The sequence below is a fragment of the bacterium genome (genome assembly GCA_035419245.1).
GTDB lineage: Bacteria > Zhuqueibacterota > Zhuqueibacteria > Residuimicrobiales > Residuimicrobiaceae > JAKPUX01.
The window spans coordinates 185,868-210,931 of sequence record DAOLSP010000002.1; the positions used below are offsets into that span (position 1 = coordinate 185,868).

General features: G+C 58.9%; 19 protein-coding genes. 6 read left to right on the forward strand and 13 right to left on the reverse strand.

The window, feature by feature from the left end; all coding sequences use genetic code 11:
- Positions 1-4: 4 nt before the first annotated feature.
- Positions 5-2,674, reverse strand: a complete 2,670-nt coding sequence (locus tag PLH32_04635; protein ID HQJ63880.1) for a TonB-dependent receptor — start codon at positions 2,672-2,674, stop codon at positions 5-7.
- 109 nt (positions 2,675-2,783) lie between these two features.
- Positions 2,784-7,652: a T9SS type A sorting domain-containing protein gene (locus PLH32_04640; protein ID HQJ63881.1), complete on the reverse strand. Its 4,869-nt coding sequence runs from the start codon at positions 7,650-7,652 to the stop codon at positions 2,784-2,786.
- 174 nt (positions 7,653-7,826) lie between these two features.
- Here PLH32_04640 and PLH32_04645 point away from each other — a divergent pair, with 174 nt between their 5' ends.
- The 4 genes from PLH32_04645 (at position 7,827) to PLH32_04660 (ending at position 10,537) form a co-directional block, all read left to right on the forward strand.
- Positions 7,827-8,045, forward strand: a complete 219-nt coding sequence (locus tag PLH32_04645) for a hypothetical protein (protein HQJ63882.1) — start codon at positions 7,827-7,829, stop codon at positions 8,043-8,045.
- A gap of 209 nt (positions 8,046-8,254) precedes the next feature.
- The gene (locus tag PLH32_04650; GenBank protein HQJ63883.1) at positions 8,255-9,049 is read left to right on the forward strand and encodes an ABC transporter ATP-binding protein; all 795 of its coding nucleotides are present in this window, start codon (positions 8,255-8,257) and stop codon (positions 9,047-9,049) included.
- A gap of 21 nt (positions 9,050-9,070) precedes the next feature.
- Positions 9,071-9,973, forward strand: coding sequence for an MlaD family protein (locus PLH32_04655; GenBank protein HQJ63884.1), 903 nt, complete (start codon positions 9,071-9,073; stop codon positions 9,971-9,973).
- A 3-nt stretch (positions 9,974-9,976) separates the two neighbouring features.
- Positions 9,977-10,537 carry an ABC-type transport auxiliary lipoprotein family protein gene (locus PLH32_04660; protein HQJ63885.1) on the forward strand — a complete coding sequence of 187 codons (561 nt, stop codon included), beginning with the start codon at positions 9,977-9,979 and terminating at the stop codon, positions 10,535-10,537.
- Between the two features lie 103 nt (positions 10,538-10,640).
- Here PLH32_04660 and PLH32_04665 read toward each other — a convergent pair whose 3' ends face one another.
- The 11 genes from PLH32_04665 to PLH32_04715 form a co-directional block, all read right to left on the reverse strand.
- Positions 10,641-11,642 carry a hypothetical protein gene (locus PLH32_04665; GenBank protein HQJ63886.1) on the reverse strand — a complete coding sequence of 334 codons (1,002 nt, stop codon included), beginning with the start codon at positions 11,640-11,642 and terminating at the stop codon, positions 10,641-10,643.
- 47 nt (positions 11,643-11,689) lie between these two features.
- On the reverse strand, positions 11,690-13,348 hold the full coding sequence (locus PLH32_04670; GenBank protein ID HQJ63887.1) for a tetratricopeptide repeat protein: 1,659 nt from the start codon (positions 13,346-13,348) through the stop codon (positions 11,690-11,692).
- Positions 13,349-13,361: 13 nt separating this feature from the next.
- A complete protein-coding gene (locus PLH32_04675; GenBank protein ID HQJ63888.1) occupies positions 13,362-14,300 on the reverse strand; it encodes a substrate-binding domain-containing protein in 939 nt (312 codons plus the stop codon).
- Positions 14,284-14,508: a hypothetical protein gene (locus tag PLH32_04680; GenBank protein HQJ63889.1), complete on the reverse strand. Its 225-nt coding sequence runs from the start codon at positions 14,506-14,508 to the stop codon at positions 14,284-14,286. The genes PLH32_04675 and PLH32_04680 overlap by 17 nt, the downstream gene beginning before the upstream one ends.
- Before the next feature lie 13 nt (positions 14,509-14,521).
- Positions 14,522-15,265, reverse strand: coding sequence for an energy transducer TonB (locus PLH32_04685; protein HQJ63890.1), 744 nt, complete (start codon positions 15,263-15,265; stop codon positions 14,522-14,524).
- Positions 15,266-15,288: 23 nt separating this feature from the next.
- Complete coding sequence (locus PLH32_04690) at positions 15,289-15,783, reverse strand: biopolymer transporter ExbD (GenBank protein HQJ63891.1); 495 nt, start codon at positions 15,781-15,783, stop codon at positions 15,289-15,291.
- A gap of 12 nt (positions 15,784-15,795) precedes the next feature.
- Positions 15,796-16,260, reverse strand: a complete 465-nt coding sequence (locus PLH32_04695; GenBank protein ID HQJ63892.1) for a biopolymer transporter ExbD — start codon at positions 16,258-16,260, stop codon at positions 15,796-15,798.
- An 18-nt stretch (positions 16,261-16,278) separates the two neighbouring features.
- Positions 16,279-17,007, reverse strand: coding sequence for a MotA/TolQ/ExbB proton channel family protein (locus PLH32_04700; GenBank protein HQJ63893.1), 729 nt, complete (start codon positions 17,005-17,007; stop codon positions 16,279-16,281).
- Between the two features lie 35 nt (positions 17,008-17,042).
- The gene (locus PLH32_04705) at positions 17,043-17,408 is read right to left on the reverse strand and encodes an STAS domain-containing protein (GenBank protein ID HQJ63894.1); all 366 of its coding nucleotides are present in this window, start codon (positions 17,406-17,408) and stop codon (positions 17,043-17,045) included.
- Between the two features lie 246 nt (positions 17,409-17,654).
- On the reverse strand, positions 17,655-18,986 hold the full coding sequence (locus PLH32_04710) for a sigma-54 dependent transcriptional regulator (GenBank protein ID HQJ63895.1): 1,332 nt from the start codon (positions 18,984-18,986) through the stop codon (positions 17,655-17,657).
- Positions 18,983-20,821 carry an ATP-binding protein gene (locus PLH32_04715; GenBank protein ID HQJ63896.1) on the reverse strand — a complete coding sequence of 613 codons (1,839 nt, stop codon included), beginning with the start codon at positions 20,819-20,821 and terminating at the stop codon, positions 18,983-18,985. Before PLH32_04715 ends, PLH32_04710 begins: the two co-directional genes overlap by 4 nt.
- A gap of 188 nt (positions 20,822-21,009) precedes the next feature.
- Between PLH32_04715 and PLH32_04720 the strand changes: the two genes are divergently transcribed.
- Positions 21,010-22,071 carry a LacI family DNA-binding transcriptional regulator gene (locus PLH32_04720; protein ID HQJ63897.1) on the forward strand — a complete coding sequence of 354 codons (1,062 nt, stop codon included), beginning with the start codon at positions 21,010-21,012 and terminating at the stop codon, positions 22,069-22,071.
- A 35-nt stretch (positions 22,072-22,106) separates the two neighbouring features.
- On the forward strand, positions 22,107-25,019 hold the full coding sequence (locus PLH32_04725) for a TonB-dependent receptor (GenBank protein HQJ63898.1): 2,913 nt from the start codon (positions 22,107-22,109) through the stop codon (positions 25,017-25,019).
- Positions 25,020-25,064 lie beyond the last annotated feature (45 nt).

Here is a 25,064-nt window from a genome sequence, read left to right on the forward strand (position 1 = left end):
AAGCTCACAGCGAGCCAAAAGTGAAGCCGACTTCAAGCCGGCGCGGCGGATAGTAGCGGCCGGGGTTGGCGAGGGTCGCCCGCTGGCCGATGGGATTGAGGGAGTAATCGGGGCTGCCGGTGTCATCAAAGACGAAGCCGTTGACGAAACGGGTGTCGAGGAGGTTGATGACGCGGGCGAAGAGGCTGGCGCGCAGGCCGGCGAACTGGAGATATTTTTCAGCGCGCAGGTCGACGCGTATGCCCGCCGGCTTGCGGCCCGAATTGGTTTCCAGACCGCCGCCAAATCCGGCGCGCAGGGCCGGCGTATAGGGCTGACCGCTGCCGTAGCGCACGATCGTGCTGATGGCGAATTGGCCGGGCGACTCGACGGTGACCGTCGCATTGAGGGTGTTGCGCTGATCCCAGCTGAGGGGGACCTGGCGGGGCCGGGGATCCTCACCGGCCGAGGCACGGGTCGCGGTCTCGCGGGGATCGCTGGAGTTGCCCTGGGCCCGCTGCCAGGTATAGTCGATCATGGTGCTGATCATGCCGATGCGGCGCTGATCAAGGGCGATGGTATAGCCGAGCACATTGCCGAAATCGATGTTGGTCAGACGCGCATATTCGGCTGCGGTGTAGGTCGAGACGAACTCGACGCCGAGCAGATCGCGGATGTCCTTGTAAAAAATGCTGACATCGATTCCAAGAAGGCTGCCGATGGCCTGTTTGTAGCCAAACTCGTATTGTACAGTGCGTTCCGGCTTGATATCGGGATTGCCGAGCACGCCGTAGCTGATGCCGCCCGCCTGCAGATCCTTGAGGATGGTGTAATCCGAGTTGGAAAAGATCTGCCCGAGGGCCGGCATCTGATAGAAATGACCGTAGGCGAAGAAGAGCGAGGCGCTGGTAGTGATGGGATAGGAGACGCCCAGGCGCGGCGAGATCGAGGTCTTGGCCCGGGTATCTTTGGCCACCGAAGCCGGGGCGCCGGCGATGCTGTTGGCCGGATTGGCGAGATCGCTGGGCAGGGTCGAACGGGCGTCAAAATATTCGAGGCGGGCGCCGGCGCGGACCACCAGGTCGCGCCATTCGATCTGATCCTGGCCATAGGCCACCAGGGCCACCGGATGATAGACCGAGATGTCGGGATAATCGGGCGGTTCGTTGATGTGGCGCACCAGGATCGTGCCACCGGTATTGACCAGGTAGCCGGGGGAACCGAACTTGAGCTCCGATTTCTGCAGCTCGATGCCGAATTTGAGCTGGTGGCTGCGGCTGACCTGGCTGGTCAGCGCACTCTTGAGCAGCAGGGTATTGGTCTGCTGCTTGAAGCGCCCGAGCTCGACGCCCTGGATGCTCGCGCCATCCTCATAGTTACTGTCGCCCATGGAGGGACCGGCCGAATCGTACCGGGCATCATAGAAGTCTTCGTACTTGTAGTCGGAGTAATTAAAATAGTTCTGGCGCAGGCTGATATTGTAAAAGGTGCTGGGCGAAAGCGTGTGATTGACGTCCAGGCCGTGGACAATCGAAAAAGTTTTCTGCTCGGCGCGGCCATCGGGATTGAAGCGCATGGCATAGTTGAACCGTTTGCCGGCGATAGCGTTGGTGATCGCCTGATACTCAAAGGTGATGTTTTTCAGGGAGCGGTTGGTCAGCTTTCCCAAACCCGACCATTCACGCGAAGTCTCGAGGGGGAATTCCTTGCCATCACCCGTGGGCGTGTAGATCTTGTTCTCAAAATTGGCGCGGTCGGTGGGCAGAAAGAGACGTTTGCCGAAAACATAGCCATCGTTGGCATAGCGGCGCCCGCTGAAGATGAAATAGGTTTTCGGAAAAAAGGGCACCGGTCCGCTTAGACTGGCCTGGTAGTTCTGGATTGCGAGGGGGCGGAATTTGTCCGGCGCGTTGCGCCGGTCGCCGCTGGTGTAGATATAGTCGCTGGTATAGGCCTCGCCGCTGACGGCGAAGTGGTCGGAGCCGCTCTTGAGGACGACGTTGACCACCCCACTCATCGCTTGGCCGTACTCCGCATCGAAGGTACCGCTGATGACCTGGACTTCCTGGAGCAGAGAACGATCGATGCGCAGCGTGGAACTGTTGTCATAACTGTTGTTGACGCTGACCCCGTTGATCTGGTATTGCACTTCGCCGCTGCGGCCGCCGCGGAAATGGCCGTCAACGACGCCGGCCTGGAGATCGACAACCTCCTGCAAATCCTGCACCGGCATGATGGCGATGGCGTCGCTGGTCACAGTAGCCACCGAACTGGTCAGATTGGTTTCCACAATCGGCCGCTGGGCGATGACCTGAACGGTCTCGCCCTCGATCACACTCTGCTCCAGCTGGACATCCTGGGTGGTGGTGTGGTCCACCGTAATCTGGATCTGGTTGATGGTGGTGGTCTTGTAACCGATGAAGGCATAGCGGACCTGATAGCGGCCGGGGGGGATGTTGAGGATGGCGTAATACCCATCCAGATCGCTCACTGTGCCCAGTTGCGTGCCGGCCAGTACGATGTTGGCTCCTGGCAGGGGTTCTTTGTTCTTATCCGTGATGCGGCCGGCCAGCTTGCCGGTAGTGCCGGGCATGGCGGCTGTGGCCGCAAGCAGCACCATACTCATCACAAAGAGGGCGCGCCAGACGGCACCGGCCGGTCGAGGGCGGGGCGTCCTGTCAAAGAATCCGCGCATAGCCTTCCTTTCCTGAAAGTAAACGACAGCCTTGGGGGGATTCGGAGAAATTGCTGCGGGGGCCAGGATCGCCTGGCCCCCGCCTGCGGGATGGCATCGGCTGGTGGATTTACTTGATCACCAGCATTTTTTGCACGTTGGTTCTCACGGTCTTCTTCGATTTGACGCCGGCCATTTCGAGACGATAGAAATAGACGCCCGAACTGATTCTGGCAGCATCGAAGGAGACCTCCCGGATGCCGGCGACCTGGCGCCCAAGCGCCATTTCGGTTACCATGCGGCCGAGGAGATCGTAGACCTTGAGGGTCACCACACCATCTTCGGGCAAAGCAAACTGGATGGTTGTGGTCGGATTGAACGGATTGGGATAGTTGCCGATGAGGGCAAATTCGGCCGGCAGCTGGGTTGCCGGGTTGAGCTTGACACCGGTAAGTTTGGTGTTCGGGTCGAGCAGAGCCCAGGCCGGGCCGGCAGGCCAGTCGAATTCACGCATAAACCAGACGCGCTGGCCGTAATTGTCGGAGGCATTGGGGAAGGTGTCGCCATCGAAGAGGGTGGCGCTGATGAAGAGCGCGCCGTCGCCCAGATCGGCGGGATACCCCAGGGCCGTCAGATCAATCCCTATCTCCATGTGGTAGCCGGTGTCGATATCGTTGACATCATTGATGGTCGAGCCGGGCTTGAGTTCGAATCCAACCCAGGCTTTGCCCTCGTTGAAGAGGGTCTCGAGGTAATCCATCACCATAGGCCCGGTCGGGCCGATGCGCATGGTGAGATTGCGGCGGATGAGGACATTATCGCCGTCGCGTGCCGCACGATCGTTGATGATCAGGCGCAGACCGTCCCACATGTCATAGTTCTCCAGGCCGGAGACCGACTGGTCGCGGACATCGGCGGCGACGTAGAGCATGTGACCCTTGAAGAACCACTTAAGGGTGGCGTCAGCAGGATCGAGAACCGGCGCGCGCTTGCCGTCGATCTCGGGCTGCCACTGGCCGGAACGCCAGGGGCCGATGCCGGGATAGGAGGCGCGCAGGGCGTCGTCACCGAAGCGGAGGTCGAGGCCGGGGGCCTTGGCCCAGACCGCTTCATCGAGACTGCCATCCACAACGGGATCCGGAAAATCGGCGCCGTTGGGGATGATCAGATCGGGACCGATAACCGGAAGCGTCCCGCTGTTGACTGTGACTGATGGATTGACATGGAGTTGTGCGATGGCGTAGGCGGAGGCGTTGCTCCAGGGGCCCTGCCACCAGACACGGTTGCTCGAGAATTTCTCCTCGTTGATCGGCCAGAACCAGTCGCAGTCGTAGATTGAGATGTTGAATTCGACGATGTCGCCGCCTGGCTTGGTGACGTCATAGCCGCGCGGGGTCAAGTCGAAGACGAACTCGGTGGTATAGCCCTTGTCCGGCGTGGCATCATCGTTGGTAATACCATCGACGACAGTGACGGCGTCCCAGACCGTGCGGTCTGCCGCGGCCCAGCCGAAGAAACCAGGGAGTGCGCCGACGTTGGCGGTGTTGGGATCGGCCCAACTTTCGGCGACCCAGCCGTAAAAATACTCAAAGGGGCCAGCCGGGCGGCCTGCGCCGTTGTGGTCGCGGATGTTCATCAACAAGGCGTCGAAGCGGGCCCAGGGGCCACCACCGACCGAGGCATCCTTGACCTGGGCGCCCATATAAAGCTTGTTTCCGTAGACGAGGAACTTGAGCGTGGCGAAGGTGGGATCAACCGGTTGGACACCGCCCTCCGAGACAAAGCCGGAGCCGGGCATCAGACTGGCGCTGCCGTAGCGCAGAATCACCTGTTCGGCCTTGGCCCAATCGGGCTCATCCATCTTGCCATCCAACGTGGGTGGCGCCGAAGCGACACGAGCCCAGAGGGCGTCCGGACGCTCCATGGTGTTGAGGGGATCACCGGGCACAAAGACTTTCGGATCCATGAACGCCCAGGCCGGGCCGGCGGGCCAGTCGGATTCACGCATGAACCAGACGCGCTGGCCGTAGTTGTCGGCGGCGTTGGGGAAGGTGTCGCCATCGAAGAGGGTAGCGCTGAGGAAGAGTGCGCCGTCACCTCGGTCAGCTGCGTACCCCAGCGCCGTAAGATCGATGGCCATTTCCATGCGATACCCCTCATCGATGTCATTAGCATTATCGATGGTGGTGTTGGGTTTAAGCGCAAAGCCGATTTGAGCCTTGCCTTCGTTGACCAAGGTCTCGAGATAATCCATCGGTATCGGGCCGGCCGGACCGACGCGCATGGTGAGATTGCGGCGTACGAGGACGTTGTCGCCATCGCGGGCGGCGCGGTCGTTGATGATTAGACGCAGACCATCCCACATGTCATAGGTCTCGAGGCCGTTGACCGACTGATCGCGGAAATCGGCGGCGACATAAAGAATATGGTCTTTGAAGAACCATTTAAGGGTGGCGTCGGCGGGATCGAGGACCGGCGCGCGCTTTCCGTCGATCTCGGGCTGAAACTGGCCGGAACGCCAGGGGCCGATGCCAGGATAGGAGGCGCGCAGTTCGTCGTCGCCAAAGCGGAGGTCGAGGCCGCGAATGTTGGCCCAGACGCTCTCATCGAGACGCCCGTCAATAACGGGTACGGGATGATCGGCGCCGTTGGGCACGATAAAATCGGGACCGATCATCGGCAGGGCTGAATCCTCGGTGACGGCGGGGTTGGCGTAAATGCGGGCGATGGCGTAGGCGGAGGCATTGCCCCAGGGGCCCTGCCACCAGACACGGTTGCTCGAGAATTTCTCCTCGTTCATCGGCCACTGCCAGTCACAGTCATAGATGGAAAAGTTGAATTCGATGAGGTCCCCGCCCGGTTTGGTCACATCGTACCCGAGCCTGGCAAGATTGATGACGATTTCGGTGACGTAACCTTTGTCGGGTGTTGTGTCGTCGTTGGTCGTGCCGTCGACGACGGTAACAGCGTTCCAGAGATCGCGGTCGGCGGGCGAGCGGCCGAAGAAGCCGGGGCCGGCGCCGACATTGGCGGTGTTGGGATCAGCCCAGCTTTCGGCGACCCAGCCGTAGAAGAATTCATAGGAATCGGCCGGACGGTTGGCGTTGCTGTGGTCGCGGATGTTGAAGAGGAAGGCATCGAACTTGGCCCAGAGGCCACCGCCGACGGAGGCATCCTGGACGTCCACGCCGAGGTAAAGCTTGTTGTCCTTGACGAGGAACTTGAGGGTTGCATCGGTCGGATCGCTCGGATCGACGCCGCCTTCCTTGGCAAAACCGGAGCCGGGGACGATGTTGCTGCTGCGGCCGTAGCGCAAACGCACGGATTCGGCTTTCGCCCAGACCGGTTCATCCATCTTGCCGTCGACGGTGATTGGTGCAGCGGTGGTGCGCGCCCAGACCATATCCGGACGCTCATTGGCCCTCACCACGCCGCCGGGCAGGGTGGTGTAGGGATCCATGTAGCCCCAGGCCGGGCCCGCATTCCATCCGCCTTCGCGCATAAACCAGACGCGCTGGCCGTAATTGTCGGCGGCATTGGGAAAGCTATCGCCGTCGAAGAGGGTGGCGCTGATGAAGAGGTTCCCCTCGAGCAGGCCGTGATTGTAGCCAAGAGCCTTGAGGTCCACCGCCACTTCGATCCGATAGCCGGTATCGATGTCGTTATAATCGTTGATGGTGGTGCCGGGTTTAAGGGTAACCGCCGCCGCGCCCATATGCAGGCTGTCGATCACCACCGTCAGATAGTCCTGATACAGGGCTTTGCCGGTCGGATCCAGGCGGACGGTCAGATCGCGGCGCAGCAGGTTGTGATCGTAGGGGTCGCGCTCCCTGATGTCATTGATGATGAAGCGGATACCGTCCCACTGGTCATAGGCCTCGTTCGACCAGACCGCCTGATCGCGGACATCGGCCGAAAGATAGAGGATATCGTTGCGGGTGAACCATTTGATGGTCGCGTCCGCCGGATCGAGGACCGGGGCCCTGACGCCGTTGATTTCGGGTTGCCATTGGCCGGAGAGCAGCGGGCCCACGCCGGGATAGGAGGCGCGCAAGGCGTCGTCGCCGAAACGCAGATCGATGCCGGGGGCGACAGCCCAGGCAGCTTCGTCGAGCACACCGTCGATGACCGGCTGGGGATGGGTATCGGCATTGGGAATGATAAAATCGGGACCGATATACGGCACAGCGCCGGTGAGACCCACACGGGGATTGGCATGGATCTGAATCACCGCATAGGCCGAAGCGTTGCCCCACGGGCCCTGAGCCCAGGCGCGACCGCTGCTGAACTTGGCCTCGTTCATCGGCCACTGCCAGTCGCAGTCATAAATCGAGATGTTGAAGGGAATGATGGTGCCGGCAGCGGCGGTAGCGTCATAGCCGCGCACAGTCAGATCGAATTTGAATTCTGTGGTATACCCGTGATCGGGTGTGGAATCGTCATTGGTCATGCCGTTGACCTTGGTGACGGCATCCCAGACCGTGCGGTCAGAGGATGCCATGCCAAAGAAGCCGGGATTGGCGCCGACATTGGCGGTGTTGGGATCGGCCCAGCTCTCAGCCACCCAGCCGTAGAAATACTCAAAGGGAGCGGCCGGGCGGTTGGCAGCCGCGGCATTGCGGATGTTTATCAGAATAGCATCAAACTTCGCCCAGAGCCCACCGCCGACCGAGGAGTCTTTGGCCACCACAGCAAGATAGAGGCTGTTGCCCTGGATCAGAAACTTGAGCGTGGCATCGACCGGATCGCTGGGATCGACGCCGCCTTCCTTGGCCCAACCGCTGCCCGGAATGGGCGCATCGGGCACGCCATAGCGGACATGAAGCGATTCGGCCGAGGCCCATGCGGTCTCGCTGAGGACGCCGTCAAGGGTGATCGGGGTGTCGCTGGTTCGCGCCCAGATCACATCGGGACGGCTAATGGTTTGGCCGATCGCCGACGCTGTGAAGATCAGCAGCAGCGCCATCAAACACAGCCAGAGTGCCTCTCTTTTGTGCATGTCTCCTCCAAAGTTTAATCACAAATTCACATCCAACGGTGCGTCGTGACAAAACAGGCCATGACGATGCATTTTGCTGTAGGCTGGTGAGAGGTTCACCTCCTTTTGCAGGGTTGTGAGGATGAATGATAAGGGAGTGGAACGATTAAAACCGTCTGCGGTGGCTGAAAGATCATGATGGGAAGGAAAAAGCCGCTTAGAACGACCATGAGCGGAGGAGAAGCGAGTGCCGCAGAGGGGGGTGCATTGGTCGCTCGGCAGCAACAGAACCGGATTTTTACTCGCGTTGCGGTCAAGGGGAGACTCCGCTTAAGTCTTGAAGTGAAAGCGATTTACATGTTTAAGATAAGAAATAACAGTAAAAATTTTGAAGATGAGGCTGACAACATGTAAACGATTACATTGTACGAAAAAAATAGGTTGCTGTCAAGTTAAATGTGCGCCACAATGCAAAAAAGTTGCGCACCGGCAAGATTTTGCCTGCGGATCCCGTGCGGACGCCGGGCCGTCGGCCGGAATGGCGGGGTGCGCGCAAGAGGATCCCCCCGCCGGAGGGCGCAAAAGGCCTTGAATCCTATTTTCCTGCATCGTACATTTCAGGGATGAACGAGCCCGTCATTCAGATACGCGGCCTGCACGCCCTTTATGGTCGCCTGGAGATCCTCAAGGGGATCGACCTCGACATCTATCCCAATGAAACCCTGGTCATCCTCGGCCGTTCGGGCTGCGGTAAAAGCACGCTGTTGCGCCATATTCTCGGCTTGCAGCGGCCCGACCGCGGCCGGATCCTGGTCAAGGGGGTGGACATGGCCGCAGCGGATGAGACGGAACGCAGCACCGTCAGCAAAAAAATCGGCGTGCTCTTCCAGGGAGCGGCGCTCTTCAATTCGATGACCGTCGGCGAAAACGTCGCTCTCCCCCTCGAGGAACATACACGCCTCGAGCCCTCCACCATCCGGATCATGACCCGGCTCAAACTCGAGATGGTCGGCCTTTCCGGTTTCGATCATTTCATGCCTGCCCAGCTCTCGGGCGGGATGAAAAAACGGGCCGGACTGGCGCGGGCCCTGGCCATGGACCCCGACATCCTTTTCTGCGACGAGCCCTCCGCCGGACTTGACCCGATTGTCGCCGTAGGCATCGATCATCTGATCCGCAAATTGCAGCAAGCCTTCCGGATGACCATCGTCGTCGTCACCCATGAACTGGAATCGGTCTGGCTGATCGCCGACCGCATCGCGCTGATGCATGAGGGCCGTTTTCTCTTCATCGGCGACAAGGAGGCGCTCCGGGCCTCGCAAATTCCCGAGGTGCGGCAGTTCCTCGAACGCCAGCCCGACGCCGGCGAACCCGATGGACGTAAATATCTCGCCTCCCTTGTAGGGGAAGTATCATGAACCCGTGCGATAAGGAGCAGGATGGAATATCATAAAAGCGAACTCAAGGCGGGCCTCTTCATCGCCATCAGCCTGCTGCTCTTCTTTGCCTCTCTTTTTGCGATCAAGGGGGTGAGCGGCTGGGAACACAAGGCCTTCTACCGTGCCCGTTTTGCCTATGTCGGCGGCATCGAACCGGGATCGGCGGTTCGGCTGGCCGGCGTCCCGGTCGGCAAGGTCAGCGGCCATCGCGTCCTCGCCGGCGAGCAGCCGCCGGTCGAGCTGACTCTCGAACTGGACCATGGCACCCCGATCCGCGGTGACAGTTATGCCTACATCACCTCGATCGGGCTTCTCGGCGCCTTTTATGTCGAGATTGCACCTGGATCGAAGGACGCGGCGCTGCTCGCACCGGGTGCTCTCATCGCCAGCCGCGAGGTCTCCAGTTTCGCCCAGATGTCCGGTCCGATCGGCGGAGCGACCACGGAGGCCACCGAGCTGCTGCGCCGTCTCAACGACCTGCTCAACGATGGCAACCGCGCCAACCTCGCCGCCCTCATCACCAACCTCAACGCCATGACCGCCCAGAACAGCAGTGAGTTGCGAACCCTGCTGGCCAATCTCAACGACCTGACCCGCTCCCTGAACACGACCCTGCAGAATGTGAACAGCCTGCTCGCAGCCAACGATACGACGCTACAGCGCACCGTGCAAAATGCGGAGGCGCTGCTGCGGGAGGTTCAGCAGCTCACCGTGCAGATGAGCGGCACCATGGGCGATCTCAACCATATCATAGTGCAGAACCGCGAGAGTTACCGCGAGACGCTCGATCATGTCCGCACTTTGAGCCGGAACCTGACCGAATTCACCCAGACGATCAAGGAACAGCCCTGGAATCTGGTGCGCAAGAACTATCCTGAAGAACGCAAACTGCCCAAGGAGTGACGCATGCGCCGAACCCTTATCCTGGCCCTCCTCGGCCTCTGCATGGCCTGTGGCCGGGTCCCCCGGGTCCATTATTATGATCTAGTGCCCGATCCGCCGGCACCCGCCGCGGTACCCTCCGGTGGAGTCCTCTGGGTACAGCCCTGCAGTGCCCTGCCCCCCAGCGATCAGGACCGTATGGTCTATCGCGATGCCTCCTGGGAGATCCAGTTCGATGCCTACCGCCGCTGGATCGCGGCTCCACCGGAGCTGCTGCGGGATCGCCTGGTGGCCTGGCTGCGCGCCTCCGGCCGCTATGCCGCGGTGGCGACAATCATGCCGCGCCAGGAGGCTTTCGCAACCCTCGCGCTGCAACTGGTGCGTTTCGACGAAGCCTTCGAAGCGGGAAAACGACAGGCGGTTGTGCGGTTCTGGTTCGAGCTGACGAACGGGGAGGGGGAGCGGGATCGAACCGGCTATATCGAAGGCCGGGCCATTATCGCCCCGGGTGATGCGGCGACCATTGTTGCGGGGATGCGCGCCGCGGTGGAGAAGGCCTTTACGGAGCTGCTCAGCCGGCTCTGAGCCGCCGTACACCCCCGCTCTGGACGCCACCCGGTGACGCAGTACACATAAAAAAAGCCGCCCGGCTTCAAGCCCGGCGGCTTTTTTTATGCTGCGAGAGAGATTATTTGGTCACCAGCGAGGCCACCATCTTGTCGAAGACCTGCTGGAAGGTGCTCTTCATCGGCTGATAGGTATTGACGATAATGCGGTAGAATTTGTCATTCTTGACCAGGAAATAGATGCGGCTGGAGATATCCTTACCGCCGGTATAATTCAGCCAGGTGGCGGGCACGCCGTCGATGGTGGCGGTGCCGCGGCCGCTCTCCTTGAACCGGGCGGCATTTTGCGCAACCAGCTTGTCCAGGGTCAGTTTTTGCGCCGGGCGGACGTCGATGTAGAGACCGCTGTCCTTGCGGTAGCCGTAGATATTCAGGGCAAACTGAACCGGATCCTTGATGCTGGCCGGTGAGGGCTGGAAATTGACCGGATAGGAAATCTTGAGAAATTCGTTTTCAAAGGTATCCATCTCCTCGGCCGGGATAGCCGGATCGACGCCGGGTGCCTGGGCTTGCACTACAGGCAGATGGAGGCTGGCGAGGACGGTATCGAGAGCGGCCTTGTTGGCGTCATACATCTTGTTGAATCCTTCAAAAATCACCGTATAGAGCATGGAGTCCTTGATGGCGACGACTTCATCACCGCTGATGATGTTCTTGTTGTCGAGGGCGCCGCGGTAGTGGAGCAGCTTGCCGCCGAGGTCGGCGAGCTTCTTTTCAACCGGCGAGGATACATCGAAACCGGAGGAAGTCAGATCGCTGGTAACGCTGCGGACGACCTCATCCACGGTCTTCAAGGTATCCATCTTGTCCATGTTGACGATCACACGGGCGGCATCCTTGCCTTCGACCGAGTAGGGATTGAACTTGTAGAGCCCGTCGGCGGAGGAATAAAAACCGATCTTGGGGCCATCCTGCTGCAGTTGCCAGCCCTGGGGGTGGTTGAACGAAATACGCAGGAAAGGCTCCTGGAACTTTTCGAATGCGGTGATGGTGGTCACTTCCTGTTTCTTGCCGCAGCCAATGAGCATCAAGAGGCCGAGAAGTAACGCCATGCTTTTCTTCATGAGAGTCCCTTTCTGATTGGGTTAAGGGGCTGAACAAGTGATTTTCGTCAGTTATAGAGCTGGAGAATATCCAGCCCTTTTTTGGCGTCCGCATTTTTGGGATCCAGGCGTAACACCTTTTCGTATTGGGTTTTGGCTTCATCGCGGCGATCCAAGGCGTGCAGAATCTGCGCGCGCCAGAGGTTCAACTCGATGTCGTTCGGTTTGAACTCGATCGCTTTGGTAACCGCGTTGATGGCCTGGGCGTTGTTTTTCTCCACGAGGTAGGAGAAAGTGATGAAACTGTAGGCTTCGCCGAGCTCGTTTTTATAATTGTTCTTGACGGTGTCGGCCATACTCGCCATGGTTTCATAGGCTTGGCGTGCCGCCTTGAGCGAATCGGCGCCACGGAGCGCGCGGCCGAGATAGAGATAACCGGCGATGTAATTGGGACGCAGCGAGATGGCAGTGCGTAGCGCTTTGGTCGCCGGCTGGAAATCCTCCAAGGCCATTTTGCAGAGGGCAAAGTTGATATAGCCGTTGGGATAGGTCGAATCGGACTTGATGCGATTCTCGAACATCTTCGCTGCCTTCTCCCATTGCTTGGTCCGCATATAGGAGGCGCCCATGTCGTTGTAGAGGTCATCCTGGTCCGGATTCTTGGCCAGCGATTGCTCCATGTAGAGCAGGGCCAGGCTGTCATTTTTCAGGGCGTAGTAGCTCTTGCCGAAGCGTTTGGCATCCTCAAAGCCCAGGGTGTCAACAGCGGCTAGTTTACTATAGCTCTCCACCGCAGGCTGGTATTGCTTGAGCATGTAGTGGGCTTTGCCTGCCAGGCGCAGGGCCACCGGGTCGTTGGGGTTGCTTTTGAGCAAATGTTCCGCGGCGCTCAAGGCCGATTCATATTGCCGGCTCTTGTCGAGCGCCTCCATATAGGTCGACCAGGACGCCTGGTCCTCCGGGTGACGCATCACGTATTTTTCCAGATAGAGGGTGGCGTTCTTGTACTGTTTGGAGAGCATGTAGATCCGGCTCACTTCCAGTGCAGCCTTGTCGTTTTCGGGCTGATGGGAGAGGACACTACGGTACATCTGCGCTGCTTCATTGTAACGGCGGTCCTTGAGATAGAGGTCGGCCATCTTGGCGCGCAGTTCAACCTGAAGCGAATCGTACTTGAGCGACTCCTCGAATTGCATCAGGGCCACCGGTTCGGCGCCGAGCTTGAGATAGGCCTCGCCGAGTCCGCGATAGACCTCGGGATTCTTGGGCAGCTGCTGCTTGGCCTGGGAGAAGGCTACCTCAGCCTGGTTGGTCGAGTCCGCGGCCAGGTGAAGCCAGCCGAGTTGGATGAGGAGTTCGGCATTGCCCTTGGTCGGTTTCATGGCTTTGCGCAGCGAAGCGTAGGCCTCCGCGTTGTGGTTCTGGGCCATCTGGGCCTGAACGAGGAGCTGCCAGGTAGCTGGATTCTTCTCGTCCACCAGCAAGGCATTCTTTGCGGTTGCCTCCGCGAGAACAGGCTTGCCGCCCAACAGCTGGGCTTTGGCGAGGGCGTTCAAGGCCGCAGCATTGCGTGGATTCAGATCGACGGCTTTCTGAAGGAGTTCGGCGGCCTGGTCGAATTTGCCCTGGTTGAGGAGAGCCAGGCCTTCAGCAACCTTGTCCTGGCCGGCGGCGGGCAACACCAGGAGGATCAGCACCAGGGAGAGCAATGCAGACAATCGTTTCATGAGGTCAATACTCCTATCTAATCTGAACGAGACGGATGGGCATGGTGGTCGGGACCAGACCGGAATTGAGGATCAGCTTTTGGCCCGGGGCGCTGGCGATGAAGGCACAGAATCCGGCAGCAAGCTGTGATTTGTGATTGAAATAGACATGCAAGGGATAATAGAGTGGATACTTTTTCAGATACACATTGGCCTGGTGCAGCTTGTAATGCACCAGAGCTCCGGTCGAGTCGGTCCCGGTGAAGGCCAGGGTGCGGACGGCGCCATCGGGCTCTTCGGAAAGGGCCTTGAGGGAATCCTCTTTGAGGCAGGCCAGCGAGGCGATGCCCAGCGCCTGCGGATGTTTGGCCACATACTTTACCACCTCGGATTGAGCGGCGGTCATCACCGCTGGCACAAAGTCCTCGATACGGTGCAGAAAATGGTTCTTGAGCAGTTCGTAGGCGCCCGAGTTTTTGCCGGTGGTGACCAGTTCGAGCCGGCCGGTCAATCCGCTGCCCGGCAGCTGTTGCCAGGTGGTGAGGCGCTGATCGATGATCCCGGTGAGTTCCGCCATGGAGAGGGCTTGCAGGTCGTTGACGCGGTTGACCAGCAGGGCGAGGGCATCCACGGCCACTTGGAGTGAATCGATTTTGAGTTTTTCCTGCGTGATGATGCGGCGTTCTTCCGCATTCAGTGCCCGGTCGGTCAGGACCATCCGGACACTATCGTTGATCAGATGAACCAGGCATTCACGGGTCGAGGCGCTGTAGAGGGTGATATGCGCATCGTTGTAGAGGCTGCAAAAGAGATCCGCCTCCTTGGCGGCCAGCGCCGCATGCGAATCCGAAACATAGAGGCTCAGCTTGCCGCTGGTGGGACTTTCCTTGGGCTTGGAGTTGATCGCACAGGCCGTCCAGACGAGCAGGGATGCTGCGGCGGCGAACAGCAGCACTTTACTCCTCATCCACATGGGTATATCTCCTGTACTTTGAGGGTTTGGGTTTCCAGAAGGTGACCAGGAAACGGTAAATGCTCATCAGGATCAGCACCACGCCGAAGGTGTAGCGCACCTGCGGCAGGACGTCAAAATGCAGCAGCCCGGTGACGATCGCCACGCCGGCACAAAAGGTTATGCCGGCGATGGCGAACGCGAAGACTTTTCCAGGTTCGAGAAGCATCGTCCCCTGGTGGTTAATTGAGTTTGAAATTGAACGAGAGCGAGATCCAGACCGAAACCGGGCCGGTTTTCATCATCGCGGGGGTGAAAATCCACTGCTTGGCCGCGTCGATGGCCGGCTGGTTAAAGATCTCCGAGGCGCTCTTGAGGATGACCACATCCTTGACCTTGCCCTCTTTGTCGACCCACAGCTTGACCCAGACCGTACCTTCGAGGCCGGCCTTGCGCGCTAGTTCCGGATAGACCGGCTCGACGCGCTTGATCACCTGGGGTTCCTTTTCAAAGGGGACGAAGTCGGGAGGCGGTGCCTCCTCTTCTTCGATGTTTTGTACATTCACGTCCTGTTCGATCACCTGGCTTCCGCCGGAGCCAACGCCTTCACCTACCGGGCCGGTCACTGAGCTCATTTCCGTCTGCGAGGCAAAGGTCTGTTCGGGGCTGACCTCCGCATCAGGAACCGGCACGGGGATACCGACACTGGGTTTGGCCATCGGCGCCGCCGCTGAGACCGAGGGAGCGACCGCGGCGCTGGCGCCCTGGATCGAGGGTGGCGGACCCAGCTCGCTGTACTTGAGGATGCGCACGGTGCGGACCGGCGCCTCCTCTTTGCCCAGCAGGGTCGTGGCCCAATAGATACCGAGCCCGAGGAACTCGATCAGGGTTGCGATGATCAGGCCGTATATCATGTACTTTTGCTTGACTTCCTTGAGCTCGGTGGCTCCATAGGGGAGTCTTGCTTTTTCCGCAAGTTCTGTCATGACACTCTCCGCATGTTAGGAAGTTAAATCGCCTTGGCGACAAGCTGACCGTCAATCTCCTTGAACGGAGCGATCGAGAACCGGGTGATATTGGCCAGGTTCAACTCGTCCATGATATTGACCATCAATTCGTAGGTTCCTTGGCGTTCCACCTTGATGAGGACGACCAGCTTGGGATTGGCCTTGCTGCGGTCGACCATCAAAGGGCGTAATTCCTTGAATTCAATTCTTTGCGGTGTCTCCATTCCCATATTGACATAAATGGAGCCATCGGCGGTCGCGCGAATGGTCAGCAGACTGGTTTCGGCAACCTCCACCTTGACATCGGAATCAGGCGGCAGGTTGATCTCCATCGTCTGCGGTGTATTGAAGACCGTGGTGAGCATGAAGAAGGTGATCAGAAGCATCATGATGTCCACCATCGGGGTCATATCAATACCCACCCCTACGCGTTTTTTATGTTTTTTGCCGCCCTTGCCTTTCGGTTCCTTGGGGGCAACAACATCTGCTCCTGCCATACTTTAACTCCATCAGATTTTTTCGAGTTCCGTTACAAGGTTGAATCGGGTGATTTTGACCTTCTGCAGGATGTTCATCACATCCTCGATCGGACCGTATGGCGTCTCCTTGTCAGCCTTGATCACGGTGCGCAGTTTGGGATTGGCGATGCGGGCCTGAATCAGCAAATCGGCCAGCTGCTGCTTATCCTGAAGCTGAATACCCGAGCGCAGGGCATTCTCTTCGCCAAAAAGCCGGCCGCGGAGCCGCTGGGAATCCAACCCGAGGAAATAGCGGTCATCCTTGGTCACCGTGATGGTCATCACGTCCGACTCAGGCAGCTTGAACTGCGAATGCGACGAGGGGAGGACGACTTCGGCCTCTGCAGGTGGTTTGAAGCGTGTCGTCAACATGAAAAAGGTCAACAACAGCATCATAATGTCCACCATGGGCGTCATGTCGATCCTGATATTGCTACGCCCTTTTTTATGCTGCATGGCTGTTTACCTCATCAGTTATTTGTTGCTTTCTTTTTCGGCCAGCGTGGTGACCATCGAGTAGGTGGATTCATCGATCATGTAGGTAAAGTTGTCGATTCGGGTGCTGAAATAGTTGAACGCTACGATACCCAGGATGGCCGTGATGAGACCGCCAGCGGTGTTGATGAGGGCTTCAGAAATACCCAGCGACAGGGCGATGGCATCGGGGGCACCCGACTTGGCCAGGGCCTTGAAGGACTTGATCATACCGAGGGTGGTACCGAGCAGACCGACGAGCACACCGATCGAGGCCAGGGTCGAGATGCCCACCAGGTTTCTCTCAAGGAGCGGAACTTCCAACATCATTGATTCTTCGACCGCATGCTGCATCTCCTCCATGGTCTCCTTGGCGGAGAGGTGAGCGCCGGAGGCCTTCAGCAGTTTGTATTTCTCGAGTCCGGCACGGAGGACGCTGGCCGGCGTGCCGCGCTGTTTGTCACAAGTGGCGATGGCGGTATCGATATTACCAGCCTTGATCTCCTGCTGGAGTTTACGGTAAAAAGCGGGCAAGGAACCCTTCCCTTTGGCTTTGCCAAGGGCCAGAAGACGTTCGACGATGAAGGTGAGCAGCATCAGGATCATCATGATCAGGATGGGGACGAGGATACCGCCTTGCTTGATGTAATCAGGTAAAAACTGGAAAACGATGAGGCCGACGATGAACGCCACGACCATGACGATGGTGATGAAGAGACCTTGTTTCATGGTGCTTTCTCCTTTGATGTGAGGGGAATAGTGGATTAGTGGTTAATGGACTCCATGGCTTGAAAACTGGCGATGGCCTCATCCCTGCTCTCCTCCACTTCGAAGACGCTGATGAGCTTTGTGATCACAAAGAGGTTTTGGATCCCCCTGCCCATCTCGCAGAGCTTGATCTGGCCGCCGCCGCGGGTGTACATGGTATGCAGCCCTACCAGCGTGCCGATGCCGAGGCTGTTACAATAGGTGACGCCGCTCAAGTTGATGATAAGCTTGCGGTTGCCCTGCTCATAAAGGTCCGCGACGACGGATTTCAATGCGTCGCTCTCCTCTCCGCCTACCAGAGCGCCCCGCGGGCTCACAATGGCAATATCCAGGTTGTTCATGGTCATGACTTTGATGGCCAAAGCGGATACCTCCTCACACGGACAATCACCATTTGCACATCCTTCCGCTGCTATTATATCAACTTTTATGCCAAAATGCAAAGTAAAATTCCGCTTTAAAAAACAAGGCTGTTCCCTTTGCCCTGCTGGCCGCGCCCGCGCACTCCCTTGCAAATTGCAATCCGATCTCCCCTCTGACTGCGAACGAGCGGATGAAACGGATTGTAATCCAAGAGATTAGGCCCGGATTGAATTCTGCAAGACGGCTCAAAGCCGGTATTTTTTACGCTTGCGCCACAGGGTGGCCGGATCGATGCCAAGGATGCGCGCCGCTTCGTCGTAATCCTGGGCGTGTTCGAGCACCTGGATGATATGGCGCTTCTCCACCTCTTCGAGCGAGAGGGCGTAGACCGGTGTTTGCTCACCATGCTGCACCTCCTCGGGGAGGTGGGAGAGCTCGATCGTTCCGCCCCCGGCCAGCAGCACCGCCCGTTCCATTACATTTTCCAGCTCTCGGACATTCCCGAACCAGCGGTAGAGGCGCAGGGCCTTCATCGCCTCGATCGTGATCTCGGCCGGCGGTTCCTTGCCGAATTTGCGGATGAAGTGGTGCACCAGCAGCGGGATATCCTCCGGCCGCTGTCGCAAGGCGGTCGCCTTGAGGCGGACCGCATTGAGACGATAGAAAAGATCATCGCGGAAACTGCCCTCGCGCAAGGCCTCATCGAGGTCCCGGTTGGTGGCGGCGATGATGCGGACGTCAACCTTGCGGGTCACGCTCTCCCCGACCCGCTCGAACTCCTTGCTCTGGATGACGCGCAACAGCTTGGCCTGGATCGCCGGCGAGATCTCAGCCACTTCGTCCAGGAAGATGGTGCCGCCGTCGGCGAGTTCGAAGCGCCCCTGACGGTCGCGCGTCGCGCCGGTGAAGGCGCCCTTGATGTGACCGAAGAGTTCGCTTTCGAGCAGTTCCTCCGGCAGGGCGGCGCAGTTGATCTTGACGAAGGGTTTGTCGGCGCGGGTGCTGCGGTTGTGGATGAAATGGGCGATGAGCTCCTTGCCGGTGCCGCTCTCGCCCTCGATCAGCACGCTCATGGTGCTGTCGGCGAGGCGGCCGGCCAACTCGAGCAAGGCGAGCATCTCGGCGTTGCGGGTGATGAACTCGCCGGTCGCGGGTACCTGTGTTACCTGCTCGCGCAAGGCCCGCACCTCACTGGCCAGATGATGGTGCTCCCAGGCCTTCTGGGCGAAAATCTGCAGTTCCTTGAGGTCGAAGGGTTTTTGCAGGTAATGATAGGCCCCTTTTTTGACCGCCTCAACGGCGCTGTCGATCGTGCCGTGCGCCGTGATGATCACCACGGTCAGATCCGGATCGAGACGGCGGAGACGCTCCAGCATCTCCATGCCGTCGATCGGCTGCATGCGCAGATCGACGAAGGCCAGGTCGAAATGCTCGCTGGAGGCGATCTCCAGGGCGTCTTGCGGCCGAGAGGTGAGGGTGACGGTAAAGCCGATCGACTCGAGGCTGATGCCGATGGTTTTAAGGATATGCAACTCGTCATCGATGACCAGCACCCGCGCGGCGGGGCGGCTGTTCATGGGTTCCTCCTCAGCGGCAGGGTGAAATGAAAGGCGCTGCCATGCCCGGGTTCACTCTCCACCCAGATGCGGCCGCCGTGCGCTTCGACGACCTGCTTGGCGATCGCCAGCCCCAGTCCAACACTGCCGGGCGTCGTCTCACTCTCCTTTTTGATCTGGACGAACTTGTCGAAAATGGTCGACTGGGCTTCGAGGGGGATGCCGGAGCCGGTATCGGTTACCGAGATCAGCAACTCCTCGGCGTTGGCGGCGGCGTGGATCTCGACCCGGCCGCCCTCCGGGGTGTGCCGAAGCGCGTTATTGAGAAGGTTGGTGATCACGTAACTGAGCTGTTGGGGATCTCCGAACAGCAGCGGTAATTCGTCCAGACTGCAGATCAGGGTGATACCCTTCTCCTCGAAGGGCAGGCGCAGCGGCCCGAGGGTCTCGTGGAGCATCTTGGAGAAATCCATCGGCACCATTTGCATCTGATAATGGCCGGTCTCGAGGCGGGAGAGATCAAGAAGCTCGCGCACCAGTTTGGTCAACCGGCTGCAGTCGACCTTGGCATTGGTCAGCAGTTCGCGCTGCCGGAGGGTGACCGGGCCGAGCAGTTCCTGAGACAGGATGTCGATCGTCATGTTGATCGAGGTCAGGGGGGTGCGGAACTCGTGGGAGACGGTGGCGATGAACTCGGTTTTAAGGCGTTCGAGATCCTTGAAGCGGGTGACATCCTCGAAGAGGGTCACAATGCCCTGGCTGTTCCCTGCTTCGTCGGCGATGATGGTCTGGCGTGGTCGGTAGTAGGTGACGCTGTTGCCGCTCTCCATCTTGAGGAGAAAGTCGCTGCGGGCGGTTTCGCGCAGCTGGAGTTCATTGCTTTGGAGAAGACGGCGGAGTTTTTTATTCTTGACCACCTCGGCTACCGGCCGGCCCTCGATTTCGTCGTGGGGGATGCCAAGCATGGCGGCCGCGGCCAGGTTCATGAGCACGAGCTTGTGATTGGCATCGGTGACGATGAGCGGTTCGGCGATGCTGGCGACGATGGTCTCCGACTTTACTTTTTCGGCGATAAGCTGATGGATGTTCATCTCCTCGTAGGTGCGCAGCCGTTCGGTCATCTTGTTGAATTCGCTCGAGAGTTCGGCGAATTCGTCGTTGCTGGTGATATCGATCTTCTGGTTGAGCTGGCCGCGGCTGATCAGGCGGATGGTGCGGGCCAGGGCGGCGGCCGGTTTGATGACGTTACGGGAAACCTGGGCGTTGGACCAGAAAGCGAAGAAGAGGGCCAGGGCGGCGGAGGTGCATACGAGGATGATGCTGTGGTTCATGGCCGCGCGGGTCATCTCGACGGTCTGGGTGGACAGGGACTGGTTGAGTTCAATGACGCGCAGGCACTGGCTCCGCAACCGCTGTTCGATCGGCACGATGCTGTCCATGTGGAAGGGGCGGGCGAGCGGGCTGTTGTCGCGGCAGAGCCGGTAAAAGGCCTCCGAGTTGGTGAGATAGACGCGATAGACGTAAAGGATACTGTCGAGGAGTGCGGTGTCGGGTTCCGGGAGGCTGGCGTCAAGCGCGCGCTGGTACCAGTTGAGAAAGCGGTCGCGGCTGCCCTGGTAACTGGCATAGGCGAGATTGATATCACCGCGCAGCATCAGGGTTTGGTCCTGGATCTGCTCGTCGAGGGCCTTGAGCATATTCTGGCTGGCGACCGCGGTCGGGATATTTTCCTTGAGAAGGGGGGTAATCGAGCGGCTGATGCGGAAAAAGCTGATGACGGCGATCAAGCTCAGCACCAGAATGATGGCGACCAGGGTATAGTAACCGGCGCCTATTTTGAATCGCAGACTGGACATGATGGCCAATATACCTTTTTTTGCTCCTTTAATCAAGCATAATGTCAGGTACAAAAAATGCTTGACAATCAACTTGATATTTAGTAAAATGAAAGCGCAAACTTGGAAGCGCTTCCTGTTCTGTTCCGGACGCGGAGGGCCGGGGAGGGATTTCCACCGCAGCAGCAGGCAACCGATCGGAGAGCGGATTGGCAGCGACCATCTACGATGTGGCGAAAAAAGCGGGTGTGGGCATCGGCACCGTCTCCCGCGCCATTAACGACAGCCCTCATATCAACCCCCGCACCAAAGCACGCATCCTCCACGTCGCCGAAGAACTCCGCTACCAGCCCCACGCCCTCGCCCAAAGCCTAGCCCGCAAAAAAACCAATACCATCGCCAGCGTCGTCCCCTTCTTCACCAATTATTTTTTCGTTGAACTCCTCAAAAGCGTCCAGCACGCCATCTCCCGCTCCCATTTTGATCTGATCCTCTACAGCGTCGACCGCATGAACCGCCGTGACAGCACGCTCGACCGCGTCCTGACGGAACGGCGCTGCGACGGCGTCCTGGTCATCTCCCTAGGGCTGATGGAGGGGTATGCCGAAAAATTCATTGAGGCGCATCTGCCCATAGTCCTGATCGATCACCTGCACGACCGGATCGACTCGGTCGCCATTGCCAACCGCGCGGGCGCTCTCACCGCGACCCGCCATCTTATCGGCCTCGGGCACCGGCGCATCGGGATGATCAACGGCCACCTCTCCAGCTATCCGGCGGTTCTGCGGCAGCAGGGATTCAAGGCCGCGCTGCAGGAGGCGGGCCTGCCCCTGGACGAACGCGCCCTGGTTATCTGCGATGCACGGGCGGGGCAGCACGGCTTCAATGAAGCGGCGGGCTATCTGGCTATGCAGCGGCTGATCGCACAGAACCACCCGCTGCCCACCGCGCTCTTTGTCGCCAGCGACGTCCAGTGCCTCGGCGTGATGCGCGCCGCCAAGGAGGCGGGATTGCGCATACCCGATGATCTGGCCCTGGTGGGCTTTGATGATATCGAATTCGCCAAATTCGTCGGCCTCACCACCATGCGCCAACCCATCGCCGCCATGGGACGGATGGCGGTGACCCGCCTGCTCGACCGCATCCTGGGAACAGAAACGGGCGAGTTTCACCGCGAGCTCGAGGCCGAACTCATCATTCGCGAAAGCTGCGGTTCGCGTCAGGCCTTTCATGTCCGGACCGAACCGTCTTCAATACCGGTAGAATCCTGAAATCCATCATCTTTAACCAGCAGCAAGGGAAACTTATGACGAACAAGGCGCTACAAAACTATCTGTGCGGGCTCGTGCTGTTTTGCCTGTTCCTCCCCCTGGTCGCCTTCGCCGGTACCACCGGCAAGATCGTCGGCACTGTGAAGGATGACAAAACAGGCGAGACCCTCCCCGGCGTCAATGTGGTGCTGGAAGGCACCATGCTGGGCGCCGTAACCGACATGGATGGCTACCTCATGATCATCAATGTTCCACCAGGTACCTACACCATGCAGGTCAAGATGATCGGGTATCAGCAAAAGTCGGTCTCGAACGTCAAGGTCTCCGTCGACATGACCACCACGGTCAATGTCAGCCTGAGCCAGACCGTCGTCGATGTCGGCGAACAGGTGACGGTCGTCGCCGAGCGGCCGATCGTCCAGAAGGACAAGACCTCCTCGATGGCGGCGGTGAGCTCGGATGAGATCAAGGCTATGCCGGTTCAGGAAGTGGCCGATGTCCTCGAACTCCAGGCCGGTCTGGTGCGTGACGGCGTCGGTGGCATTCACGTCCGCGGCGGTCGTTCTGGAGAGGTGGCCTACTGGGTCGACGGCATCGCCGCGACCGATGGCTACTCCGGCAACATGGGGGTTCAGGTTGAGAACTCCTCGGTCCAGGAACTCCAGGTCATCAGCGGAACCTTCAATGCTGAATACGGCCAAGCGATGTCGGCCGTGGTCAACATCGTCACCAAGGAGGGCGGCGACAAGCTACACGGCGAGCTCTCGACCTACGTCGGTGACTATGTCAGCAACGATGACAAGACCTACTGGGTGCTCGAACCCAAATCCAGTGACCTCGCAGCCATCCGTTCGCCACAGCCCGGCAGCTACACCAAGACCAATCCCCTGCGCAAGTTCAACCCCGTCTATAATCTCCAGGGCAGCCTGAGTGGGCCGCTGATCGGGGACAAAATGACCTTTTTTGTCACCGGGCGTTATTTCAGCAATAACGGCTACCTCTACGGCAAGCGCTGGTTCACGCCACAGGGACTCAAGGGCGACGGTAAGCTGGTCTCGATGAATCCCTACCAGAAATTCAGCGGCCAGGCCAAGATCGCCTACCGCATAAACGGCAACATGAAACTGACCTATGGCCTGATGGGCAACCAGAATGAGTTCAAGTGGTACGACAGTTATTACAAGTACAATCCGGATGCCAACTACCACCGTTTTGAGAACGCCCTCAACAATACCCTGACCTTCACCCACACGGTCAATATGCGCACTTTTTATGAGGTCAAATATACCCACTCCTCGACCGACTACAAGCATTATCTCTATGAAAATCCGTTAAACTCGGTCACCTACGCCGCCGAAACAATCCTGAATGCTGATGGCACCCAATCGATTTCCTACCACATCGCCGGGGATACCGAGGGGTATGTCCATGCGGATTCGCTGACGGCGCCCTCCAACTGGAGCTTTTCCGATGCCGGCACCCAGATGCAGCATTTCAAACGTAATACCTCCTACGATGTCGCCAAATTCGATCTCACCAGCCAGGCGACGAAGAACCATCAGCTCAAGATAGGAGCCGAAGCGCGGTTCAACAAGCTGACCTTGGATGAATTCACTATCATCCCGGCCGAAGAGGGAAACGAGCAGATCGTTCCCTTCAAACCGGCGATCCCGGCGCGCAGCACCCCCGACCACAACGGTTATTCCCACAAGCCGGTTGAGTTCTCGCTCTATGCCCAGGACAAGATGGAATTCAAGGAGATGATCGTCAATTTTGGCCTGCGCTTCGATTACTTCAACTCCAAGGGCAAGATCCTGGCCGATCCCAAGGATCCCAACATCTACGATCCCTTCAATCCTAAAAACAAGTACAAGAATTATACGCCCGATACTCCCGAGGCGGAGCTGATCCCCTACACCCTGGCCGAACGCCAGGCCTTCTGGTACAAGGATGCCACGGCCAAGATGGCGCTCAGCCCGCGCTTCGGCATCGCCTATCCGATCACCGACCGCGGCGTCATCCACTTCTCCTACGGCCATTTCTTCCAGATTCCGACTTTCCGCCAGCTCTTTGGCGCCAATGATGGAACCGATAACTCCAATCCCGATCTTGAGGTGGCGACCACTTCCGGCAACAGCACGTTCCTGAGCAACGCCGACCTCAAGCCACAGCGTACCGTGCAGTACGAGATCGGTCTCTCGCAGCAGATCACGACCGACCTCGGCGCCGAGTTGACCATGTTTTACCGCGATGTGCGCGACTGGGTGGAGGCGGGCTATCCCATCTCCACCTATCTCGCCAGCGTCGCTTATACCCAGTTTGAGAACAAGGCCTACTCCAATGTCAAGGGCGTGACCCTCTCCCTGACCAAGCGCTACGCCAACTTTTTCGAAGCGGGCCTGGATTACAGCTATATGGTGGCTGAGGGCAGCGCCTCCGACCCCAAGGACTCTTACAACGACCGTCTCAGCGACAAAGCGCCGCGCATTCAGCTTTCGCCTCTTGGCTGGGATCAGCGCCACACCCTTAATGGCAATCTGAGTGTGGGCACCAGTTCCTGGCGGGCCAGCCTGCTGCTCAAATACTGGACCGGCACCCCCTACACGCCGACCTTCCCGCCGGGGCTCGCCTCGGGCAGCAGCTCTTTCAGCGGCCTGGCGGAGAACAGCGCCCGCAAGCCGGCGATCAATTCCACGGATTTGCGGCTTTTCAAGACTTTCCGCATCGGCAAACAGAACATCTCGGCTTTCGCCTATATTTACAATCTTTTTGATCAACGCGCTGCCACCGCAGTCTGGAGCGACACCGGCAGTCCCAAATACACCCTGCAGACCCGCAATGCGAGCTACGATGCCAACCGGGTGAGTACACTCGAGGATAATTCCAATCACCCCGAGTGGTACGTCGAACCGCGGCAGGTGCAGCTCGGCTTCTCTTTGGGCTTCTGATCCGGCCGGTCACGGGTGTATACGAGCGAAATGAGACAAAAAAAG

Coding starts and splice junctions, on each gene's coding strand:
- PLH32_04650 (HQJ63883.1), top strand. CDS start 8,255: ATGAACGAGCCCGTCATTCAGATACGCGGCCTGCACGCCCTTTATGGT.
- PLH32_04665 (HQJ63886.1), bottom strand. CDS start 11,642: ATGAAGAAAAGCATGGCGTTACTTCTCGGCCTCTTGATGCTCATTGGC.
- PLH32_04715 (HQJ63896.1), bottom strand. CDS start 20,821: ATGTCCAGTCTGCGATTCAAAATAGGCGCCGGTTACTATACCCTGGTC.
- PLH32_04710 (HQJ63895.1), bottom strand. CDS start 18,986: ATGAACAGCCGCCCCGCCGCGCGGGTGCTGGTCATCGATGACGAGTTG.
- PLH32_04645 (HQJ63882.1), top strand. CDS start 7,827: ATGATGGGAAGGAAAAAGCCGCTTAGAACGACCATGAGCGGAGGAGAA.
- PLH32_04725 (HQJ63898.1), top strand. CDS start 22,107: ATGACGAACAAGGCGCTACAAAACTATCTGTGCGGGCTCGTGCTGTTT.
- PLH32_04635 (HQJ63880.1), bottom strand. CDS start 2,674: ATGCGCGGATTCTTTGACAGGACGCCCCGCCCTCGACCGGCCGGTGCC.
- PLH32_04695 (HQJ63892.1), bottom strand. CDS start 16,260: ATGCAGCATAAAAAAGGGCGTAGCAATATCAGGATCGACATGACGCCC.
- PLH32_04655 (HQJ63884.1), top strand. CDS start 9,071: ATGGAATATCATAAAAGCGAACTCAAGGCGGGCCTCTTCATCGCCATC.
- PLH32_04690 (HQJ63891.1), bottom strand. CDS start 15,783: ATGGCAGGAGCAGATGTTGTTGCCCCCAAGGAACCGAAAGGCAAGGGC.
- PLH32_04660 (HQJ63885.1), top strand. CDS start 9,977: ATGCGCCGAACCCTTATCCTGGCCCTCCTCGGCCTCTGCATGGCCTGT.
- PLH32_04700 (HQJ63893.1), bottom strand. CDS start 17,007: ATGAAACAAGGTCTCTTCATCACCATCGTCATGGTCGTGGCGTTCATC.
- PLH32_04640 (HQJ63881.1), bottom strand. CDS start 7,652: ATGCACAAAAGAGAGGCACTCTGGCTGTGTTTGATGGCGCTGCTGCTG.
- PLH32_04675 (HQJ63888.1), bottom strand. CDS start 14,300: ATGTGGATGAGGAGTAAAGTGCTGCTGTTCGCCGCCGCAGCATCCCTG.
- PLH32_04670 (HQJ63887.1), bottom strand. CDS start 13,348: ATGAAACGATTGTCTGCATTGCTCTCCCTGGTGCTGATCCTCCTGGTG.
- PLH32_04685 (HQJ63890.1), bottom strand. CDS start 15,265: ATGACAGAACTTGCGGAAAAAGCAAGACTCCCCTATGGAGCCACCGAG.
- PLH32_04680 (HQJ63889.1), bottom strand. CDS start 14,508: ATGCTTCTCGAACCTGGAAAAGTCTTCGCGTTCGCCATCGCCGGCATA.